At 59.5% G+C, this 24,703-nt stretch carries 24 protein-coding genes; 15 read left to right on the top strand and 9 right to left on the bottom strand.

The features are described 5' to 3' along the window. Positions 1 to 52: 52 nt before the first annotated feature. Positions 53 to 766 (bottom strand): response regulator transcription factor, encoded by a 714-nt coding sequence (locus KGA98_RS15185; protein ID WP_150812135.1) that lies wholly within the window; start codon positions 764 to 766, stop codon positions 53 to 55. Then, complete coding sequence (locus KGA98_RS15190; RefSeq protein WP_223502713.1) at positions 763 to 1,029, bottom strand: hypothetical protein; 267 nt, start codon at positions 1,027 to 1,029, stop codon at positions 763 to 765. The genes KGA98_RS15185 and KGA98_RS15190 overlap by 4 nt, the downstream gene beginning before the upstream one ends. 611 nt (positions 1,030 to 1,640) lie before the next feature. Here KGA98_RS15190 and KGA98_RS15195 point away from each other — a divergent pair. The 4 genes from KGA98_RS15195 to KGA98_RS15210 all read left to right on the top strand — a co-directional run bounded on the left by KGA98_RS15195 (position 1,641) and on the right by KGA98_RS15210 (position 6,827). Next, positions 1,641 to 3,245 carry a tetratricopeptide repeat-containing response regulator gene (locus KGA98_RS15195; protein ID WP_223502714.1) on the top strand — a complete coding sequence of 535 codons (1,605 nt, stop codon included), beginning with the start codon at positions 1,641 to 1,643 and terminating at the stop codon, positions 3,243 to 3,245. Further along, entirely contained in the window at positions 3,242 to 3,934 is a 693-nt protein-coding gene (locus KGA98_RS15200) for a sensor histidine kinase (RefSeq protein WP_150812138.1), read from the top strand. The genes KGA98_RS15195 and KGA98_RS15200 overlap by 4 nt, the downstream gene beginning before the upstream one ends. A gap of 201 nt (positions 3,935 to 4,135) precedes the next feature. Further along, on the top strand, positions 4,136 to 5,380 hold the full coding sequence (locus KGA98_RS15205; RefSeq protein WP_223502765.1) for a glutamine synthetase family protein: 1,245 nt from the start codon (positions 4,136 to 4,138) through the stop codon (positions 5,378 to 5,380). A 70-nt stretch (positions 5,381 to 5,450) separates the two neighbouring features. Next, a complete protein-coding gene (locus KGA98_RS15210; RefSeq protein ID WP_223502715.1) occupies positions 5,451 to 6,827 on the top strand; it encodes an MFS transporter in 1,377 nt (458 codons plus the stop codon). Between the two features lie 63 nt (positions 6,828 to 6,890). Here the strand turns inward: KGA98_RS15210 and KGA98_RS15215 are convergent, their stop codons facing one another. The 4 genes from KGA98_RS15215 to flgA form a co-directional block, all read right to left on the bottom strand. Beyond that, entirely contained in the window at positions 6,891 to 7,637 is a 747-nt protein-coding gene (locus KGA98_RS15215) for a flagellar brake protein (protein ID WP_223502716.1), read from the bottom strand. Between the two features lie 92 nt (positions 7,638 to 7,729). Then, entirely contained in the window at positions 7,730 to 8,197 is a 468-nt protein-coding gene (locus KGA98_RS15220) for a flagella synthesis protein FlgN (RefSeq protein WP_223502717.1), read from the bottom strand. A 48-nt stretch (positions 8,198 to 8,245) separates the two neighbouring features. Beyond that, positions 8,246 to 8,572 carry a flagellar biosynthesis anti-sigma factor FlgM gene (flgM, locus tag KGA98_RS15225; protein WP_057713629.1) on the bottom strand — a complete coding sequence of 109 codons (327 nt, stop codon included), beginning with the start codon at positions 8,570 to 8,572 and terminating at the stop codon, positions 8,246 to 8,248. A 167-nt stretch (positions 8,573 to 8,739) separates the two neighbouring features. Further along, positions 8,740 to 9,498, bottom strand: coding sequence for a flagellar basal body P-ring formation chaperone FlgA (gene flgA / locus KGA98_RS15230; protein ID WP_223502718.1), 759 nt, complete (start codon positions 9,496 to 9,498; stop codon positions 8,740 to 8,742). Between the two features lie 82 nt (positions 9,499 to 9,580). On the opposite strand from flgA, the gene KGA98_RS15235 reads away from it, so the two are divergent. Next, the gene (locus tag KGA98_RS15235; protein WP_007980130.1) at positions 9,581 to 10,513 is read left to right on the top strand and encodes a chemotaxis protein CheV; all 933 of its coding nucleotides are present in this window, start codon (positions 9,581 to 9,583) and stop codon (positions 10,511 to 10,513) included. Positions 10,514 to 10,558: 45 nt separating this feature from the next. Further along, positions 10,559 to 11,386 carry a protein-glutamate O-methyltransferase CheR gene (gene cheR / locus KGA98_RS15240; RefSeq protein WP_007980127.1) on the top strand — a complete coding sequence of 276 codons (828 nt, stop codon included), beginning with the start codon at positions 10,559 to 10,561 and terminating at the stop codon, positions 11,384 to 11,386. On the opposite strand, the gene KGA98_RS15245 is transcribed toward cheR, so the two are convergent. After that, positions 11,367 to 11,600 (bottom strand): hypothetical protein, encoded by a 234-nt coding sequence (locus KGA98_RS15245; protein ID WP_223502719.1) that lies wholly within the window; start codon positions 11,598 to 11,600, stop codon positions 11,367 to 11,369. The genes cheR and KGA98_RS15245 overlap by 20 nt on opposite strands. A gap of 54 nt (positions 11,601 to 11,654) precedes the next feature. On the opposite strand from KGA98_RS15245, the gene flgB reads away from it, so the two are divergent. From flgB to flgE, 4 genes are read left to right on the top strand one after another with little or no spacing between them, the layout of a single operon-like run. Next, positions 11,655 to 12,062, top strand: a complete 408-nt coding sequence (gene flgB / locus KGA98_RS15250) for a flagellar basal body rod protein FlgB (protein WP_008051530.1) — start codon at positions 11,655 to 11,657, stop codon at positions 12,060 to 12,062. A 3-nt stretch (positions 12,063 to 12,065) separates the two neighbouring features. Then, complete coding sequence (flgC, locus tag KGA98_RS15255) at positions 12,066 to 12,509, top strand: flagellar basal body rod protein FlgC (protein WP_057713632.1); 444 nt, start codon at positions 12,066 to 12,068, stop codon at positions 12,507 to 12,509. A gap of 15 nt (positions 12,510 to 12,524) precedes the next feature. Further along, positions 12,525 to 13,244, top strand: a complete 720-nt coding sequence (flgD, locus tag KGA98_RS15260) for a flagellar hook assembly protein FlgD (RefSeq protein WP_223502720.1) — start codon at positions 12,525 to 12,527, stop codon at positions 13,242 to 13,244. A 31-nt stretch (positions 13,245 to 13,275) separates the two neighbouring features. After that, positions 13,276 to 14,616 (top strand): flagellar hook protein FlgE, encoded by a 1,341-nt coding sequence (gene flgE / locus KGA98_RS15265; protein WP_154909349.1) that lies wholly within the window; start codon positions 13,276 to 13,278, stop codon positions 14,614 to 14,616. Between the two features lie 252 nt (positions 14,617 to 14,868). Here flgE and KGA98_RS15270 read toward each other — a convergent pair whose 3' ends face one another. Then, positions 14,869 to 17,763 (bottom strand): ribonucleoside-diphosphate reductase subunit alpha, encoded by a 2,895-nt coding sequence (locus KGA98_RS15270; protein ID WP_057713635.1) that lies wholly within the window; start codon positions 17,761 to 17,763, stop codon positions 14,869 to 14,871. A gap of 738 nt (positions 17,764 to 18,501) precedes the next feature. Here KGA98_RS15270 and KGA98_RS15275 point away from each other — a divergent pair. Both KGA98_RS15275 and KGA98_RS15280 read left to right on the top strand, forming a co-directional pair. Beyond that, positions 18,502 to 19,224 carry a response regulator gene (locus KGA98_RS15275; protein WP_008051517.1) on the top strand — a complete coding sequence of 241 codons (723 nt, stop codon included), beginning with the start codon at positions 18,502 to 18,504 and terminating at the stop codon, positions 19,222 to 19,224. Continuing rightward, positions 19,221 to 20,831: an ATP-binding protein gene (locus KGA98_RS15280; RefSeq protein ID WP_057713636.1), complete on the top strand. Its 1,611-nt coding sequence runs from the start codon at positions 19,221 to 19,223 to the stop codon at positions 20,829 to 20,831. Before KGA98_RS15275 ends, KGA98_RS15280 begins: the two co-directional genes overlap by 4 nt. Positions 20,832 to 20,958: 127 nt before the next feature. On the opposite strand, the gene KGA98_RS15285 is transcribed toward KGA98_RS15280, so the two are convergent. After that, positions 20,959 to 21,684: a 4'-phosphopantetheinyl transferase gene (locus tag KGA98_RS15285; protein ID WP_223502721.1), complete on the bottom strand. Its 726-nt coding sequence runs from the start codon at positions 21,682 to 21,684 to the stop codon at positions 20,959 to 20,961. Positions 21,685 to 21,917: 233 nt separating this feature from the next. On the opposite strand from KGA98_RS15285, the gene KGA98_RS15290 reads away from it, so the two are divergent. The 3 genes from KGA98_RS15290 (at position 21,918) to KGA98_RS15300 (ending at position 24,661) form a co-directional block, all read left to right on the top strand. Then, positions 21,918 to 22,520 carry a hypothetical protein gene (locus KGA98_RS15290; RefSeq protein WP_057713637.1) on the top strand — a complete coding sequence of 201 codons (603 nt, stop codon included), beginning with the start codon at positions 21,918 to 21,920 and terminating at the stop codon, positions 22,518 to 22,520. 120 nt (positions 22,521 to 22,640) lie between these two features. Continuing rightward, positions 22,641 to 23,318 (top strand): response regulator transcription factor, encoded by a 678-nt coding sequence (locus tag KGA98_RS15295; RefSeq protein ID WP_046043028.1) that lies wholly within the window; start codon positions 22,641 to 22,643, stop codon positions 23,316 to 23,318. Further along, a complete protein-coding gene (locus KGA98_RS15300; protein ID WP_223502722.1) occupies positions 23,315 to 24,661 on the top strand; it encodes an ATP-binding protein in 1,347 nt (448 codons plus the stop codon). Before KGA98_RS15295 ends, KGA98_RS15300 begins: the two co-directional genes overlap by 4 nt. Positions 24,662 to 24,703: the final 42 nt, after the last annotated feature.

Below are 24,703 nucleotides of genomic sequence, written 5' to 3' on the forward strand. Positions count from 1 at the left end.
GACCTACCCCCCTGAAAAGTGTGGGGCAGACCGTCTTGTATCGACTTGAAATTCAATCCAGCTCTACCCAGGCGGACTCGGTCGGTGCTTCGTTGGTGAGCCCGTGTTTGAGCGCATACATCAACAAGTCTATGCGGTTGATGAGATTTAGCTTTTGATAGATGTTGCTGAGGTGGTTGTGCACGGTGTGCTCGCTGATCCCCAGGCGCCCGGCGATGCTCACATATTTGGCGGACGGTTCGCCCACGATGGCGCGAATCAGTTCTCTCTCGCGCAGAGTCAACCGCGCCTGTTTCGCCCGCTCCAGATTGCATTTCATGGGTGTATGTCCGGACGCGGCATAGCCGGAAAGGCCGCCAGCCCAGGCTCTATCCATTGCGATGTCGCTATGGTGGACCTTGAGGATGGCCTGGATGATCGATTCCGTCGGGTCTTCCGCCAGCACGATGCCGCGAGCGCCAGCCTCTATCGCCTGGGCAGCGGGGACGACTTCGTACAGGCCCTTGAGCAGCAGCACTTTCATTTCGGCGCTACGGGTGAGTCCCGCGACGACATCCAGAGGGTTCAGCGCATCCGGAAAGAAACTGAAAAAAATGACATCGGGCCGCAGCTGATCGGCAAGATCCAGCGCCTGAGTATAGGTGGTGGCCTGTCCTGTCACTTCCATGCAGGGCATTCTGGCATTGATCAGGTCGTGAAGGCCCTTGAGTACGAGGGGGCGACAATCGATCAACATCACACCAATTGGCTCTTTTTGGTCAGTCATGATCTTCCTGACCTCCTTGAAAAACCAATGATGGCCTCCACCCGCTGGCCTTCCCGGGTCAGCAACTTGCTCACCGGGGCGCAGCGATTGAAGGATGGATTCGAACGCAGGGAGGCCGTGATGATGCCCGCCCAGGCATTGGCAACCACCGACCCCGGGGCCATTTCCATCAACAGCACTGGCACGCGGGGCGAACTTTTCCAGAAGGCAGGCAAAGCCCGGGAGAGAAGTTCAATACAAATAATTATCAGTGGTTTACGCATGATGATGTGCTCCCTCCCGCCTCTCAACTGATTCTAGGTCAGCCCGGAGCGCTGCCAACCTGTCCATCCGTCAGTCCTCGATACAAGCCCGGTGCGGACAGGCCTGAGCGATGTACTCAAGGAAGGGAGTAAGCCTCGAAAATCAAGGTATTAGGCTCGCCATGGGTGGCCAATTGCCAAGGTCTGATCCTGATTGACTTCGTCAATTAATCGACGAGTGGTGTTCACTTAGGAGCGCTAATGTCAGCTTAGTCAATTTATCGGCGACGCCTGCTGGTCAGACACCGGCATTTGCGGGTGTTCATGTATCGCTGGTGTTCATGTATCAGCACTTTTTTGTGCGCGAGGTCTCGTTTTCAGTAAGGCCTACACCTATTCAGAACGGGCGTTGGGGAAGGTTCTCAAGGGAATGCCATGGCTGGCCGATAACACGGGCAGTCAGGGACTTGTTCGTCTCTTCCGGTCGACATGGGGCGCACTCTCTATGAGAAGGTGTTTGATAGCCTAGTGCCACCAGCTATCATCAGCGCGCCAAAACAGGGGCTGCGAAGCTGAGTCCGTCCGTATATTTGCCTTTGGGTTCTTCTTCTTAAATTGCCTGGAAATCTTCGATGCTGTCGTATCACCAAAAGCGTTTTCTGATCGTCGATGATTTCTCGGACTTCCGCAGTTCGGTCAGGTCGATGTTGCGGGAACTGGGCGTCAAGGAAGTGGACACTGCCGATACCGGTGAGCAGGCGCTGAAAATGTGCTCGCAGAAGGCCTACGACTTCATCCTGCAGGACTTTCACCTGGGTGACGGCAAGAAGAACGGCCAGCAGGTGCTCGAAGACCTGATGGAAGAAAAGCTGATCAGCCATGAGGCGGTGTTCGTCATGGTCACCGCCGAAACCAGCCAGGCCATGGTGCTCAGTGCGTTGGAGCATGAGCCCGATGCCTACCTGACCAAACCCTTCAACCGTTCCAGCCTGGCCCAGCGCCTGGAGCGCCTGGAGCAGCGCAAGACTCTGCTCAAGCCGATCCTGCAGGCCCTCGATCGGGGCAAGCCGATGGAGGTGCTCAACGCCTGTATCGTCCTGTGCAAACAAGATATTCGTTACTCGCCGTTGTGCCTGCGCTATCGCGCCGATGCCCTGCGCGACCTGAATCAGAACGAAGCGCTGGAGCGCCTCTACGACGGCATCATCGCCGACCGCCCGTTGCCCTGGGCGTTTGCCGGGTTGGGCAAGTTGCTGTTCAAGCGCGGTCAGGTCGGGCAGGCCAAGGGCATTTATGAGAAAGCCCTGAAAGTCTTCCCGATGATGCCGTCGCTGTATGACGGCATGGCGGATGTATTGGTCGCCGAAGGGGATACCAAGGGGGCGCAGCGCATTCTGGAGGAGGCGATTCGCCTGTCTCCGCTGGCGGTGCGTCGGCAAGCGTTGCTGGGCAAGCTGGCGATGACCAACGAGGACTTCGACACGGCGGCCAAGGCCTATCGCCAGGCCGTGAGCCAAGGCGCCCAGTCGCGGTTCAAGGATGCCGAGAGCAACCTCGGCCTGGCCCATGCATTGATCAGCAAGGGCAGCGAACGGGGCCTGGACACGCGGACCCGCCTGGAAATCAACACCACATTGAGTGCCGTGGCCAAGGAAAACCCTTCCGATCCGGGCCTGCAAATCCGCGCGCGCCTGATGAAGGCCACCAGTCTGTTGCTCAACGACGCCGAGACGGCCGACAAGCTTACCGAGCAAGCCTTGCTGCGTCTGGACGGCATGGAGCAATTCATGAGCGCCGAAGCGGCGTTGCTGGTGGCCAAGCAACTGAAACTGCTCGGGCAGACAGAGGCCGGTACCGCGATGCTGAAAAACTGCGTGGAAATTTACGGCGACGATCCGGTGGTCATGAAGGACATCGCCAAGCAAACCGACGACCCGAGCATCCTCAATTCCGGCAACGCCGCCGCGGAACTCAACCGTCAGGGTGTGCGCGTGTACAAGACCGGCAACCTGGTGGAGGCCCGGCAGGTATTCCGCAGGGCCCTGGCGTTGCAACCGAAGAACATCAGTATCGCCCTGAACATGGCGCAGTCGTTGTTGCATGGCACCGATACCAGCGTTCCCTCGGCAGAGCTGGAGGAGTGCCAGGTTTGCCTGAAAATGGTCGGCCTGATGCCCGACACCGACGCGCGCTATCCGCGTTACCAGAAGCTGAAAAGCAAGGCGTTTGGCCAATGAACGACAACGAACCGGCACTGGATTTCTCCACGGTGATCGCCTCGACCGTGCACGACATGAAGAACTCGCTGGCCATGCTGATGCAGGCCCACAGCCAGTGGCTGGGGCGATTGCCGGAGTCGGCGCGGCAGGCGCCGGAGCAGGGTGTGATCGACTTCGAATTCGCCCACCTCAACGGCATGCTGGTGCAGTTGCTGGGGTTGTACAAGCTCGGCGTCAACCAGATGCCGCTGCAACCGGCCTACCATGAACTGGACGATTTCATCGAAGCGCAACTGGCCTGTCATCAGGAGGTGTTCGCCAGCCGCGGGATCATGGCCACCTATGAAGTGGACCCGCTGAGCCCGCTGGGTTTCTTCGACCGTGAGTTGATCGCGTCGGTATTGGCCAACTGCATCAACAACGCCATTCGCTTTGCACGGCATGCCGTTTTGATCAGTGTCAGCGACGAAGCCGGGCAACTGGTGTTGACCATCAATGACGATGGCGAGGGGTATCCGGCGCAGATGATCGAACGTCAGGCCGATTACGTGCAGGGTATCAATCAAAGCACCGGCAGCACCGGGCTGGGCCTGTACTTTGCCGGGCGAATTGCCGCGCTGCATCAGCGCAACGGCGTGGGTGGACGTACCGAAATCAGCAATGGCGGGCCGTTGGGCGGTGGGGTGTTCCGCCTTTACCTGCCCTGACAGGCAGCATTTTTTTCGACGCTGCTTGAAATTCCGAACACGTGGAGCCTATTTTGTACGGTCGCCGTTCGCGGCCCGCACAATAACAAGGATAGTGTCATGAGCACCGTTGGCCTGAGTTCACTCGCGCAGCGATTGACGGGCATTGATGAAGTTGAATGTGTCACGCCGGATTTGAATGGCGTACCACGGGGCAAAGTGATGACCTCCGAGGGGTTTCTCGACGGTCGACGTTTGCAGATGGCGCGGGGCGTGCTGCTGCAATGCATCATGGGCGGATATCCGCCGGCGCGGTTTTACGGCAGCGATGATGGCGACCTGGCGCTGATCCCGGACCCTGCACAAATCCATCGCTTGCCCTGGAGCCATCCACCGCGGGCCTTGGCCATTTGCGATGCGGATGAACTGGGCACCACCACCAGCTCCAACCTGTCGACCCGTGGTCAGCTCAAGGCAGTGATTGCCCGTTACGCGGCCCGCGGCCTGGCGCCTGTGGTGGCGACCGAGCTCGAGTTTTTTGTCTTCGCACCCAACACCGATCCGACCCTGGCTTTTCAACCGCCACTGGGGCTGGACGGTCGCCGCGAAGATGGTCAGTCGGCGTTCAGCGTCAGTTCCAACAACGGCTTGCGGCCGTTCTTCAATGAAGTCTACGAGTGCATGGCTGCGTTGGGGTTGCCTCGCGATACCTTCATGCACGAAATGGGTGTCAGCCAGTTCGAGATCAATCTGCTGCACGGTGATCCGCTGCTGCTGGCCGACCAGACATTCCTGTTCAAGCACCTGCTCAAGGAAGTGGCCCTCAAGCACGGCCTGAGCGTGGTGTGCATGGCCAAGCCGTTGGCGCATACGCCGGGCAGTTCGATGCATATCCATCAGAGCGTGGTCGAGATCGATTCCGGGCGTAACGTGTTCAGCGACGAGGCGGGGCAGGAGACGGCCACCTTCCGCCACTTCATTGCCGGTCAGCAAGCGTGCATGGCCGATTTCACTGCGTTGTTTGCGCCGAACGTGAACTCCTATCAGCGCTTGTGCCACCCTTACGCCTCACCGAATAATGCCTGTTGGTCCTACGACAACCGGGCGGCCGGCCTGCGCATTCCGGCCAGTTTGCCGGTGGCCCGTCGGGTCGAGAACCGCTTGCCGGGGGCCGATGCCAACCCGTATCTGGCGATTGCCGCAAGCCTGGCGGCGGGGTTGCATGGCATCGAGAAGACATTGGAGCCGAGCGCGCCGATCCAGGGTGAGTTCGAGGTGCCGGACAATCTTTCGTTGCCGTGTACCTTGCATGCGGCACTTGAGCGTCTGAAACGTAGCCAGTTGGCCAAGGAACTGTTCGGCGCGGAATTCATCGAAGGCTACATCGCTTCGAAGACCCTGGAACTGACCAGTTTCCATGATGAAATTACTCCCTGGGAAAGACGTGTTTTAGCAGCCCAGGCCTGACGTTCCCTCGACATCCGGCTATCGTTTAGCGATAGCCGATTCTCACTGCAAGGAGCCGCTCGGAACGCCGATGCGCCAAATCTGGAAATCCTTTCGAGCATTGTATTTCGCCTCGCTGATGATGTTGATCGGCTCGGGCCTGTTGAGTACTTACCTGGCGTTGCGCCTGGCTGCCGACCATGTCGACAGTCTGTGGGTCGGTGCGCTGATGGCTGCCAACTACTTCGGCCTGGTGCTGGGGGGCAAGATCGGTCACCGGTTGATTGCCCGGGTCGGGCATATCCGGGCCTATTCGGCGTGTGCCGGGATCGTTGGCGCGGCGGTGCTCGGCCATGGGCTGGTGGACTGGTTGCCGGCCTGGCTGTTTTTGCGGGTGATCGTCGGCCTCGGCATGATGTGCCAGTACATGGTGATCGAGAGCTGGCTCAATGAACAGGCCGATGCCAATCAGCGCGGCATGGTCTTCAGTGGCTACATGATCGCTTCGTACCTGGGATTGGTGCTGGGGCAGTTGATTCTGGTCATGCACCCAGGGCTGGGGCTTGAATTGCTGATGTTGGTCGCCCTGTGCTTCGCGCTATGCCTGGTACCCGTGGCCCTGACCCGGCGCATTCACCCGGCACCCTTGCACCCGGCACCGATGGAGCCACGGTTCTTTATCAAGCGCGTGCCGCAGTCACTGAGCACGGTGCTCGGAGCGGGCCTGATCGTCGGTTCGTTCTACGGTCTGGCACCGCTGTATGCCTCGCAGCAAGGGTTGTCCACCGAGCAGGTCGGTCTGTTCATGGGTAGCTGCATTTTTGCCGGGCTGCTGGTGCAGTGGCCGTTGGGCTGGTTGTCCGACCGCTACGATCGGGCCGTGCTGATCCGCAGTTTCGCGTTCAGCCTGGCACTGGCTGCACTGCCGCTGGCGATCATGCCGCAGGTGCCGCTGGAGGTATTGTTCATCGCCGGGTTCCTCTGTTCGCTGGTGCAGTTCTGCCTGTATCCGTTGGCGGTGGCGTTCTCCAATGACCACGTCGAAGGTGATCGCCGGGTGTCCCTGACGGCGATGTTGCTGGTCACCTATGGCGTGGGTGCGAGTATCGGGCCGCTGGTGGCAGGTGTGCTGATGAAGCTGTTCGGCAGCCAGATGCTCTATGCGTTCTTCAGTTTCTTTGCGTTGGTGCTGGTATGGCGGATTCGCCCGAAAGCAGTGACCAACCTGCATCAGGTCGACGACGCACCGCTGCATCACGTGGCCATGCCGGACAATATGACGAGTTCGCCACTGGTGGCCTGCCTCGATCCGCGTGTTGACGAGCAGGTGGTGCAGGATCAGATGCACAGTCCGGTGAATACCGGGCCAGAGCCTGAATCAGAACCTGTCACCGAAACTGAAACCGATCAGCCGCCGCAAGACCCTGATACAGGGCGGGACCCTAACTTCAGCGAGGCCAGGCCTTAAAACCGGGGCACAAAAAAACGGGCAGTCACCGCAAGGGACTGCCCGTTTTTTGTTGACGCGCTATCAGATGTCGTCTTTGTCGAAGCGACGCGCTTCGCGTTGCAACTGGTAGACGAAGCGTTCGACCTGACGCTGCACCAGCCCGCTCATGTTGTGGAAGCGAACGCCGGCGAAGGTGGTGGAAATCCTTTCTTCGAAGTGCAGATAACGCAACTCGACCGGCGCGGTCATCTTGCCGAAGGGCAGGTCGGCGTTGAAACGGTCGTAAACCTGACCCAGTTGCAGGCTGCCGGTGATGTCGCCGTCGAAGCGCAGTTTGCACCCGGTGGCGGAAATATCCAGCAGCTTGCCGCTGATGGGCGCCTTGAGTTTTTCGCCGTCGAGGTTGACGTTGACCAGTTGTGCCAGCTTCAGCGCGGCGCGGAAGGCATTGCGGCGCTGGTGGTACACCACTTCATCGGGCATGGGGCCGCGATAGCAGCGGCTGCCACCGGATTCGTCGATGTTCAACTGGCCGTTGCTTTCCCAGGCAATGCGTACGCCTTCGTGGAAGCCTTCGACCCTGAATGGTTCGCCCGCCAGCAGGTAACGCTCGCCGTCACGGGGAATCATTTCGTCCAGGGAAATCATGTTGCTGTTACGGTCCAGGTCCACCAGGTAGCTCTGGAAGCGCTGGCTGCGCTCGTGGAACGTGATGATCAGCGGGTCATGGCTTTCGAGCAGCTGGCGCAGGTTGCTGGAGATTTCCAAGGGCGTGGAGAGCACCTTGGGTGGCTGCGGAGCATCATCCACGGATAAGGCATTGGACACGGTTAATCAATCTCCAGACAAAATTTGACTACGACTGGCTAGCAGTTTGCCAGTATGTTGCGCGTCTTGATAGAGCGGGGGCATTGACCGGCTCATGCCTGGCTGAGCGGGCGCGGCTTGGCAAGCTTGGAGAATGTTCCGCTGGCATCGTAAAGCGCCGGGGTTTCACCGCCGTTGAGGATTTTCAGCTGGGTGGCTGTAGCGGCCTGCTGAGTGAGGATCGACTGGCCGTTGTTGGCATTGATGGCCTGGCACTGGGTCAGCAGATCGGTCAGCACGTCACTTTGCGCCAGCAACTGGTCACCAAGGCTCGACTGGCTGGCCAATTGCTCCAGGCCGGTACGGTTGGTCGGCAGGTTGAGGCTGGCGAGGATTTCACTGCGCTTGCGGCCATGCTGTTCGAGCAAAACAACCAATGCCTGTTTCTGCGCCAGGATGTTCTCGAGCAATGGCATGTCGCGGCCATGCAATGCGAGGGATTCGGTCTGCAGTAACTCCAGCAGGTGTTGCGCTGGGGCAAAGTCGTCGGTGATCAGTTGCAGTAAATGAGTGTCGTGCATGGCTGGCCTTGGGTTTTAAGCGTCCAAAAGCCTGGCGCCGGCGGTGGCCTAGCGCTGGGCTTCGAAGTTGAGCAGTTTGCTGGCTACACGGTTGCTGTCGACTTTATAGCTGCCATCGGCAATCGCTGCTTTCAATTCGGCCACGCGGGCTTTGTCGACGGCAGGCTGATCGCGCAGCTGTTCAGTGACCTTCTGCAACTGTTGAGCCTCATCGCTGAGATGTACCGATTCCCCGCTTTTGACGGTACCGGCCTGTTCGGCCGCGGACTCCAGCGGCGCGGATTTGCCGGCCTCGGCACTTTCCTTGCTGGCGCTGGTACGTGTACTGCCCGTCAGGGACGAGGAGCTGTTCAAACGGCTGAAATCGATGACCATGATAAAAAACCTCTGGGAATTTGGACGCTTGCCATGGTTTCGGCCATTCCCTGGAAAACTTTAGACTCATTTATCAATGAACCTTGCGCGCGTCAGCGCATGCCCTGCATGGAGCACAGTCTAGGGAACAGCCGCGGCAAGCGCCACATTCTGATGAACAGAGCGAATTACATGGACACTTCCACCTGCCCCGGCGCCATGACTTGCGCCTTGATGACTCGTTGGGAGTTGAGGTTTTTCACCCGGATCTGCTCGCTCAGGCTGCCGTTTGACAGGGCTTCGCCCGGCATGCGCACGCTGAGGGTACCGCTGCGGGCGGTTATCACCACCTGATCACCCTTGCGGATGACTTCGGCCTGTTCGATATGCACCAGGGTAATCACCTGGTCGGCGACCATTGGTCGGGTCAGTCGCTGCCCGATCGCCTGATCGAGGGCGGTCAGGTAGCCCTGGCCGATGAGGCTGATATCGCGCTCGCGCAGGACCACATCCCCAGGCTCGACAATGGCGGCACGGCGCAGTGGCCGGGCGCTGGTCACGACATCGCGAAACAGGCGGATTTGAGCGGGTACGAACACCGTCCAGGGGGAAGCGCCCTCGCAGCGAACCTTGACCGTAACCCGTCCCAGCGGCTTGGGACTCTCGAGTGTTGCTGTCAATTCCCTGTCACACATGGGCATGTGCATGCGCGGATCGAGCTGGTTGACCTGGATCTCGTAGCGACCCTCCGTTTGACTGGTCGCCAGATAGTCTTCTACGGTGAATTCAAGAAAGCCCTGAGTGACGCCGATAAGCATGTCAGGCAAGGTAACCGCGTCAGCAAGGGCAGGGCTGCCAGCGTTGAACAGGCAAACAGCCGCCAGCACGCCGAGCAATTTGCGGTACGGTGTAGTCAGGCGTCGAAAAAATGTCGGTTTTGTGTTCATAACGATTAAAAAAGCAAGCGCCGTGCCGTTTAGTGATGAAGGCGCGTCGCAACAACACTTGGCGTTGGCGTAGGAGTCTGGCATGGCTGGTGTAATGGATTCGGTAAACCAGCGCACGCAACTGGTGGGGCAGAATCGCCTTGAGCTGTTGTTGTTCCGTCTCGACGGCCAGCAACTGTACGGGATCAACGTGTTCAAGGTGCGGGAGGTGCTGCAATGCCCCAAACTGACGCTGATGCCCAAATCCAGTCCTGTCGTGTGCGGTGTGGCGAACATCCGGGGGGCGACCATACCGATCCTTGATCTGGCAATGGCGACCGGCTCCGGTGCTTTGAAGGACAAGAACAACCCCTTCGTGATCATCACGGAGTACAACACCAAGACCCAGGGTTTCCTGGTCCGCTCGGTGGAACGCATCGTCAACATGAACTGGGAGGAGATCCATCCGCCGCCCAAGGGCACCGGGCGCGATCACTACCTGACGGCAGTGACGCGGGTCGACAATCAGTTGGTCGAAATCATCGACGTCGAGAAAGTGCTGGCGGAAGTGGCACCGACACCGGAGGCGATTTCCGTCGGCGTGGTGGATGTCGAAACCCAGCACAAGGCGCTTTCGTTGCGCGTGCTGACGGTCGACGACTCGTCGGTGGCGCGCAAGCAGGTCACGCGTTGCCTGCAAACGGTCGGCGTCGAAGTGGTGGCGTTGAACGACGGTCGGCAAGCGCTGGACTACCTGCGCAAACTGGTCGACGAGGGCAAGAAGCCGGAAGAAGAGTTCCTGATGATGATCTCCGACATCGAGATGCCGGAGATGGACGGGTATACCCTGACGGCGGAAATCCGCAACGACCCGCGCATGCAAAAGCTTCATATCATCCTGCATACTTCGTTGTCGGGGGTTTTCAATCAGGCGATGGTCAAGAAGGTCGGTGCCGATGATTTCCTGGCCAAATTCCGTCCTGATGACCTGGCATCCCGGGTAGTCGACCGGATCAAGGCAGCAGATATCAGCTAGGGGCCTGCGCCCCTGGCAGTCAACACGATTTAAGAGGCGGCATCATTGTCTACGGGTAATTTGGATTTCGAACAGTTCCGGGTGTTCCTGGAAAAAGCCTGTGGCATTTTGCTCGGTGAAAACAAGCAGTACCTGGTCTCCAGCCGTCTCAACAAACTGATGGAACAGCAAGGCATCAAGTCTTTGGGGGAACTGGTTCAGCGCATGCAGACCCAGCCGCGCAGCGGTTTGCGCGAGCAGGTGGTGGATGCCATGACCACCAACGAAACCCTGTGGTTTCGCGACACCTACCCGTTTGAAGTCTTGAAGAACAAGGTGCTGCCCGAAGCGATCAAGGCCAGTCCCGGTCAGCGTCTGCGCATCTGGTCGGCAGCATGCTCGTCGGGCCAGGAACCGTATTCGCTGTCGATGTCCATCGACGAGTTCGAGCGGGTCAACATGGGCCAGTTGAGGATGGGCGTACAGATTGTTGCCACCGACCTGTCCGGTACCATGCTGAACAACTGCAAGACCGGCGAGTACGACAGCCTGGCCATCGGCCGCGGCCTGTCGCCTGAGCGCCTGCAGCGTTATTTCGACCCGAAAGGGCCGGGGCGCTGGGCGATCAAGGCGCCGATCAAGAGCCGGGTGGAATTCCGTTCCTTCAACCTGCTGGACAGCTACGCGAGCCTCGGCAAATTCGACATCGTGTTTTGCCGCAATGTGTTGATCTACTTCTCCGCTGAGGTGAAGAAGGACATCCTGTTGCGTATCCACAGTACGTTGAAGCCGGGGGGGTACCTGTTCCTCGGTGCTTCCGAAGCGCTGAACGGTTTGCCGGATCATTACCAGATGGTCCAGTGCAGCCCGGGGATCATTTACCAGGCGAAGTGAATTTGCTGGTGTTGTCAAAAAAACGGGAGTCCTCTGGGGGCTCCCGTTTTTTTTGTCCGAAATATCTCTCCCACAGTTGTTCGGTGGTGTTGGTGAGATGGGTGCCAAGCGGCAGAAAAGCGGCATCCGGCGGAAAACCGTTGCCGCTTTTCTGGCATTGCCGTGTTGCCATGGCCTGCAAGGCCCCGGTTTCCGGGGTTTTTTGAATTGGCATGGGGCTTGCTAAGTTGATCCTACGAAAAATCAGGTCACCCAAAGGTTTCCCGACATGAGCATCAGCTTCGATAAAGCGCTCGGTATCCACGAACAAGCCCTGGGCTTCCGAGCCCAGCGTGCCGAAGTCCTGGCCAACAACATCGCCAACGCCGATACCCCGAACTACAAGGCTCGGGACCTGGACTTCTCGAAAGTGCTCGCCGAGCAGAACGAGAAAACCAAAAGCGGCACTTTCGCCTTGAACATGACCAACAGCCGTCATATCGAGGCTGAAGGCCTGGGCAATGGCGACGAGTCGTTGCTGTATCGCACGCCGATGCAACCGTCGATTGACCAGAACACCGTGGACGCCCAGCTGGAGCAGTCGAACTACGCGGAAAACGCGATCGGCTTCCAGGCCAGCTTCACCCTGCTCAACAGCAAATTCAAAGGGCTGGTGTCAGCCCTGCGCGGAGAGTAAGCCATGTCTCTATCCAGTGTTTTCAACATTGCCGGTAGCGGCATGAGTGCGCAGACCACGCGTTTGAACACCGTCGCTTCGAACATTGCCAACGCCGAAACGGTCTCGTCGAGCATCGACCAGACCTACCGTGCGCGTCACCCGGTATTCGCCACCATGTTCCAGGGCGGGCAGAGCGGCGGCAGCGATTCGCTGTTCCAGAGCCAGGACGCCGCCGGTCAGGGTGTTCAGGTGCTGGGTGTAGTCGAAGACCAGAGCAATCTTGACGCGCGCTACGAGCCGAACCATCCGGCGGCCGATGCCAAGGGTTACGTCTACTACCCGAACGTCAACGTGGTGGAGGAAATGGCCGACATGATTTCCGCAAGCCGTTCGTTCCAGACCAACGCCGAAATGATGAACACCGCCAAAACCATGATGCAGAAGGTCCTGACCCTCGGTCAGTGATAAGGGGCGACTCAGATGAGTGTTACCGATTCCACCAGTGGTTTGAGCCTCAACGATATCCTGGCCAACTCTTCGATCAAGACCACCACGACTGATGGCCTGGCATCGGCAACCGGCAGCGCCACGGGCAGCAAGGCCCTGGGCAAGGATGCATTCCTGCAGTTGCTGGTGACCCAGCTGAAAAACCAGAACCCGCTGGAGCCGCAGGACAACGGCGCTTTCGTGGCCCAGTTGGCGCAGTTCAGCAGCCTGGAAGGCATTACCACGCTCAACGACACCGTGAGCGGTCTGGCCAGCAACTACAACTCGTCCCAGGCATTGCAGGCTTCGTCGTTGGTGGGGCGTTCGGTCATTGCACCCGGTGACAAGGCTGTGGTCGACACGTCGAAGAGCCTCAGCGGTACGGTGGTGGTGCCATCGTCGGTGGCCGCCGCCACCCTGAAGATCACTGATGCGGACGGCAAGACCGTACGCACCATCGACCTCGGCGCTCAGAAAGCAGGCAACGCCAGCTTCATCTGGGACGGCAAGAATGACGCGGGCGAAACGGTAGCAGCAGGTACTTACACCTTCGGCGCTACCAGCACGATCGATGGGCAGTCCGTGGCGCTGATCACCAACCTGCCAGCGACCGTCAACAGCGTGACCATCAGCCAGACTGGCGGTGAGTTGATGCTCAATCTGGCCGGGCTGGGCACCATCGCTCTGTCCAAAGTACAAACCATTGGTATGTAAAGCCGACTAACCCGGCACAAAGGAGTGGATTATGTCTTTTAATATCGGCCTTAGCGGTCTCTTTGCATCCAACAAACAACTGGACGTGACCGGCAACAACATCGCCAACGTCGCGACCACCGGTTTCAAATCGTCCCGCGCAGAATTCGAAGACGTGTACTCGGCGACCCGCCTGGGCACCGGCAGCAAGACCGTCGGCAACGGCGTGCGCCTGGCCAACGTTTCCCAGCAGTTCGGCCAGGGTGACGTGAGCAACACTGGCAACGTGCTCGACATGGGTATCCAGGGCAATGGCTTCTTCGTTCTGAGCAACAACGGTTCGCTGACCTACACCCGTGCCGGTACGTTCAAGACCGACAAGGACGGCTATGTCACCAACAGCGACGGTACTGCCCGCCTGCAAGGTTACGGTGTGGATTCCAACGGCAAGATCGTCAATGGCGTGCTGACCGACCTGCGGATCGACACCTCCAACCTGGCGCCGAAATCCACCAGCACTGTTTCGTCGACGATCAACCTGAACTCTACGGCAGCGGAGATTGACCAGTCGGTCGCCACCAACAAATTCGATCCGTCCAAACAGGAAACTTTCACCAAGCAGTTCAGTACCCCGATTTTCGACACTCAGGGTAACCAGCACACCATGGATCAATACATGGTCAAGACTGGGGCGAACACCTGGGATACCTATACCCTGATCGACGGTCGCAACCCGGACGGTTCCTCGCCTACCGGTACGGGTGCAGTTGATCCAATTGCTTCGACAATGACATTTGATACATCCGGCAAACTGGTTTCGGTCAGCACTCCAGTGACGCCGCCGACGACCCCGCCAACATCGACCATCAGCAATGAACTGAAAATCAGCAACTGGACTCCGGGTACCGTCACCAATGGTGTCTGGGCAGCCAACGGCGCGGCAGCCGATCCGGCGGGCGTGACCATCGCCATGGGCAGTACCACCCAGTTCAACGCCGACACCGCGCGTTCGATTCCATCGCAGAATGGCTATGCCACTGGCCAGATCACCAACCTGACCATCGACGGCAGCGGCGTACTTCTGGCCAACTTCAGCAACAACCAGACCAAGCCCATCGGCCAGATTTCGTTGGCCAGTTTTACCAACGAACAAGGTCTGCAGCCGGTAGGTGGCACCAGCTGGAAAGAAACCTACACCTCGGGTATTCCGGGCTACGATGCGCCGGAGACTGGCACCCTGGGTTCGATCGTTTCCAACTCCCTGGAAGAGTCCAACGTCAACCTGACCAACGAACTGGTCGACCTGATCAAGGCGCAGAGCAACTACCAGGCGAACGCCAAGACCATCTCCACCCAGAGCACCATCATGCAGACCACCATTCAGATGACTTGATGCCGGTTGGCTGAACATGCTGAACAAGGAGCCCTTCGCAAGAGGGGCTTTTTTGTGCTCGCCGAAAGCCTGTAGGAGCGAGCTTGCTCGCGATGGATTCAAGAACACCAGGTTTCGCCAGTAAGCACGCGTTATCGTTTACGACCATCGCGAGCAGGCTCGCTCCTACAGGCAGGCAAAAGAAAACCCCCGACCCGCCAGAGGCTGATCGGGGGTTTCGAGCAAGCACCTTTGGGTGCTTGCTGGCTCAGCTTATTGGCAAGCTTCGCAATCCGGCTCGTCGATGGCGCAAGCCTTTGGCACTGGAGCGGGACCTGCAGGCGCAGCCAGGACCGAGTCGTCACCGTGGTTGCCGCCGCTGGAAACTGCGTTCAGCTTGCCGGTGTTGATGGTCGACTTCTCGGTGCTGGTCGCAGCCAGGGCACGGAGGTAGTAAGTGGTTTTCAGGCCACGGTACCAGGCCATGCGGTAGGTCACGTCCAGTTTCTTGCCCGAAGCGCCAGCGATGTACAGGTTCAGCGACTGAGCCTGGTCGATCCACTTCTGACGACGGCTGGCGGCATCAACGATCCACTTGGTGTCCACTTCGAAGGCAGTCGCGTAGAGCTCTTTGAGTTCTTGCGGGATGCGCTCGATCTGCTGCACCGAACCGTCGTAGTACTTCAGGTCGTTGATCATGACCGAGTCCCACAGACCGCGAGCCTTCAGGTCGCGAACCAGGTACGGGTTGATCACGGTGAACTCGCCCGACAGGTTCGATTTCACATACAGGTTCTGGTAGGTCGGCTCGATCGACTGCGATACGCCAGTAATGTTGGCGATGGTTGCGGTCGGTGCGATGGCCATGATGTTGGAGTTACGGATACCTTTCTGCACGCGGGCGCGAACCGGTGCCCAGTCCAGGGATTCCTTCAGGTCGACATCGATGTACTTCTGGCCACGGGCTTCGATCAGGATTTGTTGTGAGTCCAGCGGCAGGATGCCTTTGGACCACAGCGAGCCCTGGAAGGTCTCGTAGGCGCCACGCTCATCAGCCAGGTCGCAGGAAGCCTGGATCGCGTAGTAGCTGACCGCTTCCATCGACTTGTCGGCGAACTCGACGGCAGCGTCGGAACCGTAAGGAATGTGCTGCAGGTACAGCGCATCCTGGAAGCCCATGATGCCCAGGCCGACCGGACGGTGCTTGAAGTTGGAGTTCTTCGCTTGCGGCACCGAGTAGTAGTTGATGTCGATAACGTTATCGAGCATGCGCACGGCAGTGTTCACGGTGCGTTCCAGCTTGGCGGTGTCCAGCTTGCCGTCGACGATGTGGTTCGGCAGGTTGATCGAGCCCAGGTTGCAAACGGCGATCTCGTCCTTGTTGGTGTTCAAGGTGATCTCGGTGCACAGGTTCGAGCTGTGGACCACGCCCACGTGCTGCTGCGGGCTGCGCAGGTTGCACGGGTCCTTGAAGGTCAGCCATGGGTGGCCGGTTTCGAACAGCATGGACAGCATCTTGCGCCACAGGTCTTTGGCCTGGATGGTCTTGAACAGCTTGACCTTGCCCGGGTACTCGGTCAGGGCTTCGTAGTACTCATAACGCTCTTCGAAGGCCTTGCCGGTCAGGTCGTGCAGATCCGGCACTTCGGATGGCGAGAACAGGGTCCACTTGCCGTCATCGAAGACACGCTTCATGAACAGGTCAGGGATCCAGTTGGCGGTGTTCATGTCGTGGGTACGACGGCGATCATCACCAGTGTTCTTGCGCAGTTCGATGAACTCTTCGATGTCCATGTGCCAGGTTTCCAGGTAGGCACATACAGCGCCTTTGCGCTTGCCACCCTGGTTAACGGCGACGGCGGTGTCGTTCACTACTTTGAGGAACGGTACAACGCCCTGGGACTTGCCGTTGGTGCCCTTGATGTACGAACCCAGTGCACGGACTGGCGTCCAGTCGTTGCCCAGGCCGCCGGCGAATTTGGACAGCATGGCGTTGTCGTGGATCGCGTGGTAGATGCCCGACAGGTCATCCGGCACAGTGGTCAGGTAGCAGCTCGACAGCTGTGGACGCAGGGTACCGGCGTTGAACAGGGTCGGGGTCGACGACATGTAGTCGAAGGACGACAACAGGTTGTAGAACTCGATGGCACGGGCTTCGCGGTCTTTCTCTTCGATCGCCAGGCCCATGGCCACGCGCATGAAGAACACCTGCGGCAGTTCGAAACGGATACCGTCCTTGTGGATGAAGTAACGGTCGTACAGGGTTTGCAGGCCCAGGTAGGTGAACTGCTGGTCGCGCTCGTGGTTGATCGCCTTGCCGAGTTTTTCCAGGTCGAAATTGGCCAGCTCAGGGTTCAGCAGCTCGTATTCGATACCCTTGGCGATGTAGGCCGGCAGCGCCTTGGCGTACAGGTCGACCATCTCGTGGTGAGTGGCGCTCTCGGCTACACCGAGGAAGCCCAGGCCTTCGGCACGCAGGGTGTCCATCAGCAGGCGCGCGGTCACGAACGAGTAGTTCGGCTCGCGTTCAACCAGGGTGCGGGCAGTCATTACCAGGGCGGTGTTGACGTCGGTCAGGGCCACGCCGTCGTACAGGTTCTTCAGGGTTTCGCGCTGGATCAGGTCGCCGTCGACTTCTTCCAGGCCTTCGCACGCTTCGGTGACGATGGTGTTCAGGCGACCCATGTCCAGTGGCGCCAGGCTGCCGTCGGCGCGGGTGATGCGGATCGACGGGTGAGCGTTGACCGCTTCCTCGGCCGGGGCGTGGGCAGCGCGTTCTTTCGAACGACCGTCACGGTAGATTACGTAGTCGCGGGCGACTTTCTGCTCGCCGGCACGCATCAGGGCCAGTTCGACCTGGTCCTGGATTTCTTCGATGTGGATGGTGCCGCCTGATGGCATGCGACGCTTGAAGGTCGCGGTGACCTGTTCGGTCAGGCGGGCAACGGTGTCGTGGATTCGCGACGAGGCAGCGGCGGTGCCGCCTTCAACTGCGAGAAACGCTTTGGTGATGGCGACGGTGATTTTGTCATCGGTGTAGGGAACGACAGTGCCGTTACGCTTGATCACACGCAGTTGGCCTGGCGCGGTGGCGGACAGATCCGAATTCGAATCAGCGGCCTGCGGCAAGGTGCCCTGCGGGTTCTCGCGAGTTGTGTCGGTTTGCATGGGGGGGTGTCTCCACATTCTCTATGTTTGTTTGGGCACCATCACGGTGCCCACCGTTCCGTCCTGAAGCACTACAACCGGCGAGCGCCGGGCATAACAACTTCGGGACAGTAGGAAGGGGGCTATAGGGCGCCGCTTCCATGCCGAAGTCTTTGGTCTCACGCCTTGGGCCTGAGACCGGAGTCCTTTGAGGGTGACAGTTGGGACTGCAACACCCGTACCGTTTTGACCACTCGGGGCCGAAATACAGTAGCCATCCGCACGCGCGGTTTGGTCTTTCAAAAATACGTATGGTTCAACCGGACAGAGGCAATAAAAGCGCTTGAAATTGGTGTCTGGTTTGTGTTTGGTTTTTCGCGCAAAACCCTACATCTAGGGGTTTTTTAGCGCCGGGGTACAAGATAATGCGTTTTGGGGGGCGATTGCAACGTACAGCCTGTGGATAAACCTGTGCGTAAATTGTGTGTGAAAGAGGTAACCGGCGTGTAGGCCGCGACGCTGCTGGACCGGACCTTTTTTCAGCGATTTTCAACCATCGAAAACGCTCGGGCGGATTTTTAAGGGCGCGAACCCTATCACAAAAAACCCTGTTGTCCGAACGCATTTACCCGCTTGTGTTCTCGACGGGCGGCGTTTATACAATCGGCCCAGTGTGTATACATATTTATCCCCCCGAATCATTACAAAAAGAGGGGCGGATCCTTCCTTATTAGTGTTTTTGGCAAGCAGAGGTTACCCGTGGAGCAAGAAGCCTGGCAGGTATTGATTGTGGAGGACGACCAGCGACTGGCCGAACTGACCCGCGATTACCTGGAAGCCAATGGCCTGCGTGTATCGATCGAAGGCAATGGTGCGCTCGCTGCGAATCGCATCATCAAGGAACAACCGGACCTGGTGATCCTCGACCTGATGCTCCCCGGTGAAGATGGCCTGAGCATTTGCCGCAAGGTCCGCGCCCGATATGACGGCCCGATCCTGATGCTCACTGCCCGCACCGATGACACCGACCAGATTCTCGGCCTGGACCTGGGGGCTGACGACTACGTCTGCAAACCGGTACGCCCGCGCCTGCTGCTGGCGCGCATCCAGGCACTGCTGCGCCGTAGCGAAACGCCCGAAGTCGCCCCGGAAAAACAGCGGCGTCTACAGTTCGGCCCGCTGATCGTCGATAACGCCTTGCGCGAAGCCTGGCTGCAGGGCAACGGCATCGAGCTGACCAGCGCCGAATTCGACCTGCTCTGGCTACTGGTGGCCAATGCCGGGCGTATCCTCTCCCGGGAAGAGATCTTCACCGCGCTGCGGGGCATTGGCTATGACGGTCAGGACCGCTCCATCGATGTGCGCATCTCGCGCATCCGCCCGAAGATCGGCGATGACCCGGAGCATCCACGGCTGATCAAGACCGTGCGCAGCAAAGGCTATCTGTTCGTTCCCGAGGCTTGCGTAGATCCGTCCCTGTGAACTCTATCTTCCTGCGTATCTATGGCGGCATGTGCGCCGCGCTGATTCTGGTGGCGGTACTCGGTGTGCTGGCGTTGCACCTGCTGAATGAGGTGCGCAGCGAGCAATACCGCGAGCGCCTGGCCCACGGCACGTTCTCGCTGATGGCCGACAACCTGCAACCGATGAACCAGACCGAACGACATCGGGCCTTGCTGGTGTGGGAGCGGCTGCTGGGGATTCCGCTGGCGCTGAAAACCTTTGCCGAGACCGACCTCGACCTGACCCAGCGCACCCGTGTGTTGCGCGGTCAGGCACTGGTGGAACAGACCGGGCCGCACGCAGCGAAGGTCTACAAGCTGGTCAGCGACAAGGAACAGTTGATGCTCACCGGGGAAGTGCAGCAGATCAGCGAGCAACTGGCCCGGGCGACCATCTACCTGTTGACCGATGAACTGGTGCGCACCCCGGTCGCCGACCAACCCTTGCGCCTGGCGCAATTGAAGGAAAGCAAGGGTTTCGGCTTCGACCTGCGCCTGGTCACGGTTGACGAGGCGGACATGGATGAAGACCAGAGCCGTCGGGTATCCGAGGGCGACACGGTGATGGCGCTGGGCAAGGGGGGGGATTCGATCCGGGTATTTGCCGGCATGGTGGGCACGCCGTGGGTCCTGGAAATCGGCCCTTTGTATCAGATGAATCCTTATCCGCCGGAGTGGTTGGTGTTGATCGCCGCGCTGGGCCTGACGCTGATCGGTTTGATCGTCTATCTGTTGGTGCGTCAGCTGGAGCGACGCTTGCGTGGCCTGGAAGCCGCCGCCACGCGCATTGCCAAAGGCAGCCTGGAAACCCGTGTGCCGGCGCGCGGCGCGGACTCGGTGGGACGGCTGGCCTCGGCGTTCAACGGCATGGCCGAACACTTGCAGCAGTTGCTGGCGATCCAGCGCGAACTGGTGCGTGCGGTGTCCCACGAATTGCGCACGCCGGTGGCACGCCTGCGCTTTGGCCTGGAGATGATCGGCTCGGCCACCACACCGCAAGCCCTGGAAAAATACTGCCAGGGCATGGACCACGACATCGAGGACCTCGACCGGCTGGTGGACGAGATGCTGACTTACGCGCGGTTGGAGCAGGGCTCGCCGGCACTGAACTTTCAGCGGATCGATCTGGATGCCTTGGTCGATCAGGTGATCGAAGAACTGGCGCCGTTGCGCGCCGACGTCACGGTGCAACGGGGCTTGTGTCTATCGGCTGCCGATAACGACGACGCCTGGGTCGAGGCTGAACCGCGCTATCTGCATCGGGCGATCCAGAACCTGGTGACTAATGCCATGCGCCACGCGCAATCACGGGTAACCATCAGCTATCAAGTGGGGCAGCAGCGATGCCGAGTGGATATCGAGGATGACGGGCCAGGTGTGCCGGAGTCGGCGTGGGAAAAGATCTTTACGCCGTTCCTGCGTCTCGACGACAGCCGTACCCGCGCGTCTGGAGGCCATGGGTTAGGCCTGTCCATTGTGCGGCGCATCATCCATTGGCATGGCGGGCGCGCGTTGATCGGCAAGAGCAAGAGCCTGGGTGGGGCGTGCTTTAGCCTGAGTTGGCCGAGGAATCAGGAGAAGCGCTGAGATTCTCGGTGAATGTTCAACCGCTTTCGCGAGCAAGCCCGCTCCCACACTGGATCGGTGGTGTTCACAAAGCCCAATGTGGGAGCGGGCTTGCTCGCGAAGGGGGCCCGCCATGCGCCAAAAAGCTTCAGGCCTTGATGCTGACTAGACTCAGCAACTGCCCGTCCTTGACCCCGAACTGCGCATCCAGCTCGGTGCCATTGCGCCATTCGCTGGACAGATCAGTGAGCAATCGCAACCGCACCTCACCCGACTCACGCCACTCCAGCACTTCGGCGTGTTCGAAATAAAAGCGTTGCTGAACGATCGGATAGAGCGCCTTGAACAGGCTTTCCTTGACCGAGAACGTCAGGGTGACCAGCAACGCCCGTTGATCGTGATCACCGGCCGTCATGCGCTGTAGCTCCGGCGGATTGAGGATTTCCCCGGCAAGGCGTTCGGCCCGTTCGGCATTGAGCAGGTTTTCCAGGTCCATGCCCAGGCCGCGCCAATGGCTTTTGTTCGCCACGATCGCTGCGGCCCGGCCAGTGCTGTGGGTGATCGAGCCAGTGATATGAGCAGGCCAGACCGGTGCCCGGTCTTCACCGATGGCCGGAATGAAACTCAAGCCTTCCAGTCGCTGTAACGCGGCCCGGGCACACACTCGCCCGGCGAGAAATTCCGCCTGCCGTTTGGCCACCGAGCGCTGGATGCTCGCCGGCGCTTCGACAGCGCTGCGCAGAAAGTCATCGCTGTCCAGTCGGGCGCTATCGAAATGAGTACTCAGCAGGACCGTATCGGGCAGCACAAACGGCAGCGGCCAATGGTCATCGAGGGGCGTGCAGCAGACGGGCAGGGCGGGGGTTGAGTTCATATCCGGCATTTTGCCGGGTTGGCTTGAGGCTGGGTAGTGCAAAGCTTCTGACGTGTTGGTAGTTGGTGCCCGTCTTGTCCATTGCATGGTCGGATCTGCTGTTGAAACGTGTCGAAATATTCGGGACGGGTCGGTTCAGCCCAGGTTCAGGGTGCGTTCAGGGGGAGTTCAGGGCGCGGTGCGTAACCTTGCCTCGTACCCAAAAAACAATCGGCACATGAGGAAACTCCCCAATGACTGGATTCAAAAAACTGCTTCTGGCATTCACGGTTCTGAGCGCAAGCACCGCGGCTTTCGCGTCCGACGACAACTTCGCCAGCCTTACTCTTGGACAGACCAGCGACAAGGTTAAAAAATCCCACGCCCTGAACGACAACCTCAATCACCCGAACGCCGATGGCGTAATCGGCAAGGACACCACCTGGGGTGTTCGTCTGGGCCAGCAAAACACCAAGGGCCGCTACTACGCCACTTACGACAATGTGTCGGGCTCGCACAACGGCATTAAACTGCGTCAGGAAAATCTCCTGGGCAGCTACGATCTGTTCTACCCGGTGGGCGCTAGCACCAGGCTGTTCGGTGGCGCCACGGCCGGCCTGACCAAAATGACTCAGGAGTCGCCAGGCTTCAGCCGCGACAGTGATATCGGCTACGCCATCGGTGGTCAGGTGGGTGTGCTGCAACAGGTTTCGCAAAACACCTCGGTTGAACTGGGTTACCGTTACCTGCGCAGCAACGCCAGCACAGAGATGAGTGAGCGCGGCGGCAGCAAGCAGGGTTCGCTGGACTTGACCAGCAGCGCCCAGACTTACCTGTCCGCCAACTACGCTTTCTGACAAGCGTTTCGTGAACGGCCTGCGCCGGATCAGCCCGAGTGACTGATCCGGCGTTGCCATGTTAGCTCTTGAGGTGCGACGTTGCGCCTCTGGAGATGTTGATTTGCCCGGGAGAGCAATATGAAATTGCTGGTCGTCGAAGATGAAGCGCTGCTGCGTCATCACCTGCAAACCCGCCTGACGGAGAGCGGCCACGTGGTCGAGTCCGTGGCCAACGCCGAGGAGGCGCTGTACCAGACAGCGCAGTTCAACTTTGACCTGGCGGTGATCGACCTCGGTCTGCCGGGCATGAGCGGGCTCGACCTGATCCGGCAGTTGCGCTCAGGTGGCAAAACCTTCCCGATCCTGATCCTCACTGCGCGCGGTAACTGGCAGGACAAGGTCGAAGGCCTGGCCGCCGGCGCCGATGATTATCTGGTCAAGCCGTTTCAGTTCGAAGAACTGGAGGCCCGCCTGAATGCCTTGTTGCGACGCTCCAGCGGTTTCACCCAGTCGACCATCGTCGCTGGCCCGCTACTGCTGGATCTGAATCGCAAGCAGGCGTCCCTCGACGAACAGCCGCTGGCACTGACCGCGTATGAGTACCGCATTCTCGAATACCTGATGCGTCACCATCAGCAAGTGGTGCCCAAGGATCGCTTGATGGAACAGCTCTACCCGGATGACGACGAGCGTGATCCGAATGTGATCGAGGTGCTGGTCGGCCGTCTGCGCCGCAAACTGGAGGGGCCGGGCGGGTTCAAACCGATCGACACCGTGCGCGGCCTGGGCTACCTGTTCAACGAGCGTTGCACTTGATCCGTTCGCTGCGCATACGCTTGATGCTCGCCGCCACGCTGTTGGCGGTGTTGTTCATGCTGGCGTTGCTGCCTGCGATGCAGGGTGCCTTCAGCCTGGCGCTGCAGGACTCCATCGAGCAGCGTCTGGCATCCGACGTGACCACGCTGATCTCGGCCGCCCGGGTGGAGAACAACAGCCTGCAGATGCCAGCGCAATTGCCCGACGAGCGCTTCAACCTCACCGACAGCCGATTGCTCGGCTATATCTATGACCGTGAAGGGCAACTGGTCTGGCGTTCGAAGGCGACCCAGGAAGAACGCATCAACTACAAACCGCGCTACGACGGACGTGGCAGCGAGTTTGCGCGGATCCGCGAAGCCAATGGCCAGGAGTTCTTCGTCTACGACGTCGAGGTCAAGTTGCTCGGCGGCAAAAGTGCAGCCTTCAGTATCGTGGCGTTGCAGCCGGTTCGCGAGTACGAACTGACCCTCGAAGGCCTGCGGGAAAATCTCTATCTGGGTTTTGGCGCGGCACTGCTGGTGCTGCTGGCGTTGCTGTGGATCGGCCTGACCTGGGGCTTGCAGGCATTGCGGCGCTTGAGCCAGGAACTGGACCAGATCGAAGGTGGCACCCGCGAAAGCCTCAGTGAGGAACATCCCCGGGAATTGCTGCGCCTGACCGGTTCCCTCAACCGTTTGCTGCATAGTGAGCGTGAGCAGCGCAGTCGCTATCGTGATTCCCTCGACGACCTGGCTCATAGCCTGAAAACGCCCTTGGCGGTGTTGCAAGGCGTCAGTGAAGACATGGCCCAGCGTCCCGAGGATCGCGATCAGGCCTGGGTGCTGCAAGCCCAGATCGAACGCATGAGCCAGCAGATCAGCTACCAGTTGCAGCGCGCCAGTCTGCGCAAAAGCGGCCTGGTACGTCATCAGGTGCATTTGCGGCCGGTACTGAAAAGCTTGTGCGACACGCTGGACAAGGTTTATCGCGACAAGCGCGTGCACGTCGCGTTCGATTTGCCCGACCCATGTTACGTACCGATCGAGCAGGGTGCTCTGCTGGAAATGATGGGCAATCTGCTGGAAAACGCCTATCGCCTGTGCCTGGGCGAAATACGCATCAGTGTGCGTGAAACCCTCAGCGGCACGCAGTTGTGTGTCGAGGACGACGGCCCTGGCGTACCACAGGATCAGCGCGCACGGATTCTCGAGCGCGGAGAACGCCTGGACCGCCAGCACCCGGGACAGGGTATCGGCCTGGCGGTGGTCAAGGACATCATCGAGAGCTACCACGCCCAGCTGACCCTGGGGGATTCGCCGATGGGCGGGGCTGCGTTCCGGATTCACTTCCCGGTGGTTTAGCGGTGTTTTATCGGACGTCATCGCGAGCAGGCTCGCGATGAA

It is taken from the genome of Pseudomonas sp. BF-R-24 (assembly GCF_019947335.1).
Lineage (GTDB): Bacteria > Pseudomonadota > Gammaproteobacteria > Pseudomonadales > Pseudomonadaceae > Aquipseudomonas > Aquipseudomonas jessenii.

Excerpts from the sequence above, each read along its gene's own strand:
- KGA98_RS15185 (WP_150812135.1), bottom strand. The coding sequence starts at position 766 with ATGACTGACCAAAAAGAGCCAATTGGTGTGATGTTGATCGATTGTCGC.
- KGA98_RS15190 (WP_223502713.1), bottom strand. The coding sequence starts at position 1,029 with ATGCGTAAACCACTGATAATTATTTGTATTGAACTTCTCTCCCGGGCT.
- KGA98_RS15195 (WP_223502714.1), top strand. The coding sequence starts at position 1,641 with ATGCTGTCGTATCACCAAAAGCGTTTTCTGATCGTCGATGATTTCTCG.
- KGA98_RS15200 (WP_150812138.1), top strand. The coding sequence starts at position 3,242 with ATGAACGACAACGAACCGGCACTGGATTTCTCCACGGTGATCGCCTCG.
- KGA98_RS15205 (WP_223502765.1), top strand. The coding sequence starts at position 4,136 with ATGACCTCCGAGGGGTTTCTCGACGGTCGACGTTTGCAGATGGCGCGG.
- KGA98_RS15210 (WP_223502715.1), top strand. The coding sequence starts at position 5,451 with ATGCGCCAAATCTGGAAATCCTTTCGAGCATTGTATTTCGCCTCGCTG.
- KGA98_RS15220 (WP_223502717.1), bottom strand. The coding sequence starts at position 8,197 with ATGCACGACACTCATTTACTGCAACTGATCACCGACGACTTTGCCCCA.
- flgM (WP_057713629.1), bottom strand. The coding sequence starts at position 8,572 with ATGGTCATCGATTTCAGCCGTTTGAACAGCTCCTCGTCCCTGACGGGC.
- flgA (WP_223502718.1), bottom strand. The coding sequence starts at position 9,498 with ATGAACACAAAACCGACATTTTTTCGACGCCTGACTACACCGTACCGC.
- KGA98_RS15235 (WP_007980130.1), top strand. The coding sequence starts at position 9,581 with ATGGCTGGTGTAATGGATTCGGTAAACCAGCGCACGCAACTGGTGGGG.
- KGA98_RS15245 (WP_223502719.1), bottom strand. The coding sequence starts at position 11,600 with ATGCCAATTCAAAAAACCCCGGAAACCGGGGCCTTGCAGGCCATGGCA.
- flgB (WP_008051530.1), top strand. The coding sequence starts at position 11,655 with ATGAGCATCAGCTTCGATAAAGCGCTCGGTATCCACGAACAAGCCCTG.
- flgC (WP_057713632.1), top strand. The coding sequence starts at position 12,066 with ATGTCTCTATCCAGTGTTTTCAACATTGCCGGTAGCGGCATGAGTGCG.
- flgD (WP_223502720.1), top strand. The coding sequence starts at position 12,525 with ATGAGTGTTACCGATTCCACCAGTGGTTTGAGCCTCAACGATATCCTG.
- flgE (WP_154909349.1), top strand. The coding sequence starts at position 13,276 with ATGTCTTTTAATATCGGCCTTAGCGGTCTCTTTGCATCCAACAAACAA.
- KGA98_RS15270 (WP_057713635.1), bottom strand. The coding sequence starts at position 17,763 with ATGCAAACCGACACAACTCGCGAGAACCCGCAGGGCACCTTGCCGCAG.
- KGA98_RS15285 (WP_223502721.1), bottom strand. The coding sequence starts at position 21,684 with ATGAACTCAACCCCCGCCCTGCCCGTCTGCTGCACGCCCCTCGATGAC.
- KGA98_RS15290 (WP_057713637.1), top strand. The coding sequence starts at position 21,918 with ATGACTGGATTCAAAAAACTGCTTCTGGCATTCACGGTTCTGAGCGCA.
- KGA98_RS15295 (WP_046043028.1), top strand. The coding sequence starts at position 22,641 with ATGAAATTGCTGGTCGTCGAAGATGAAGCGCTGCTGCGTCATCACCTG.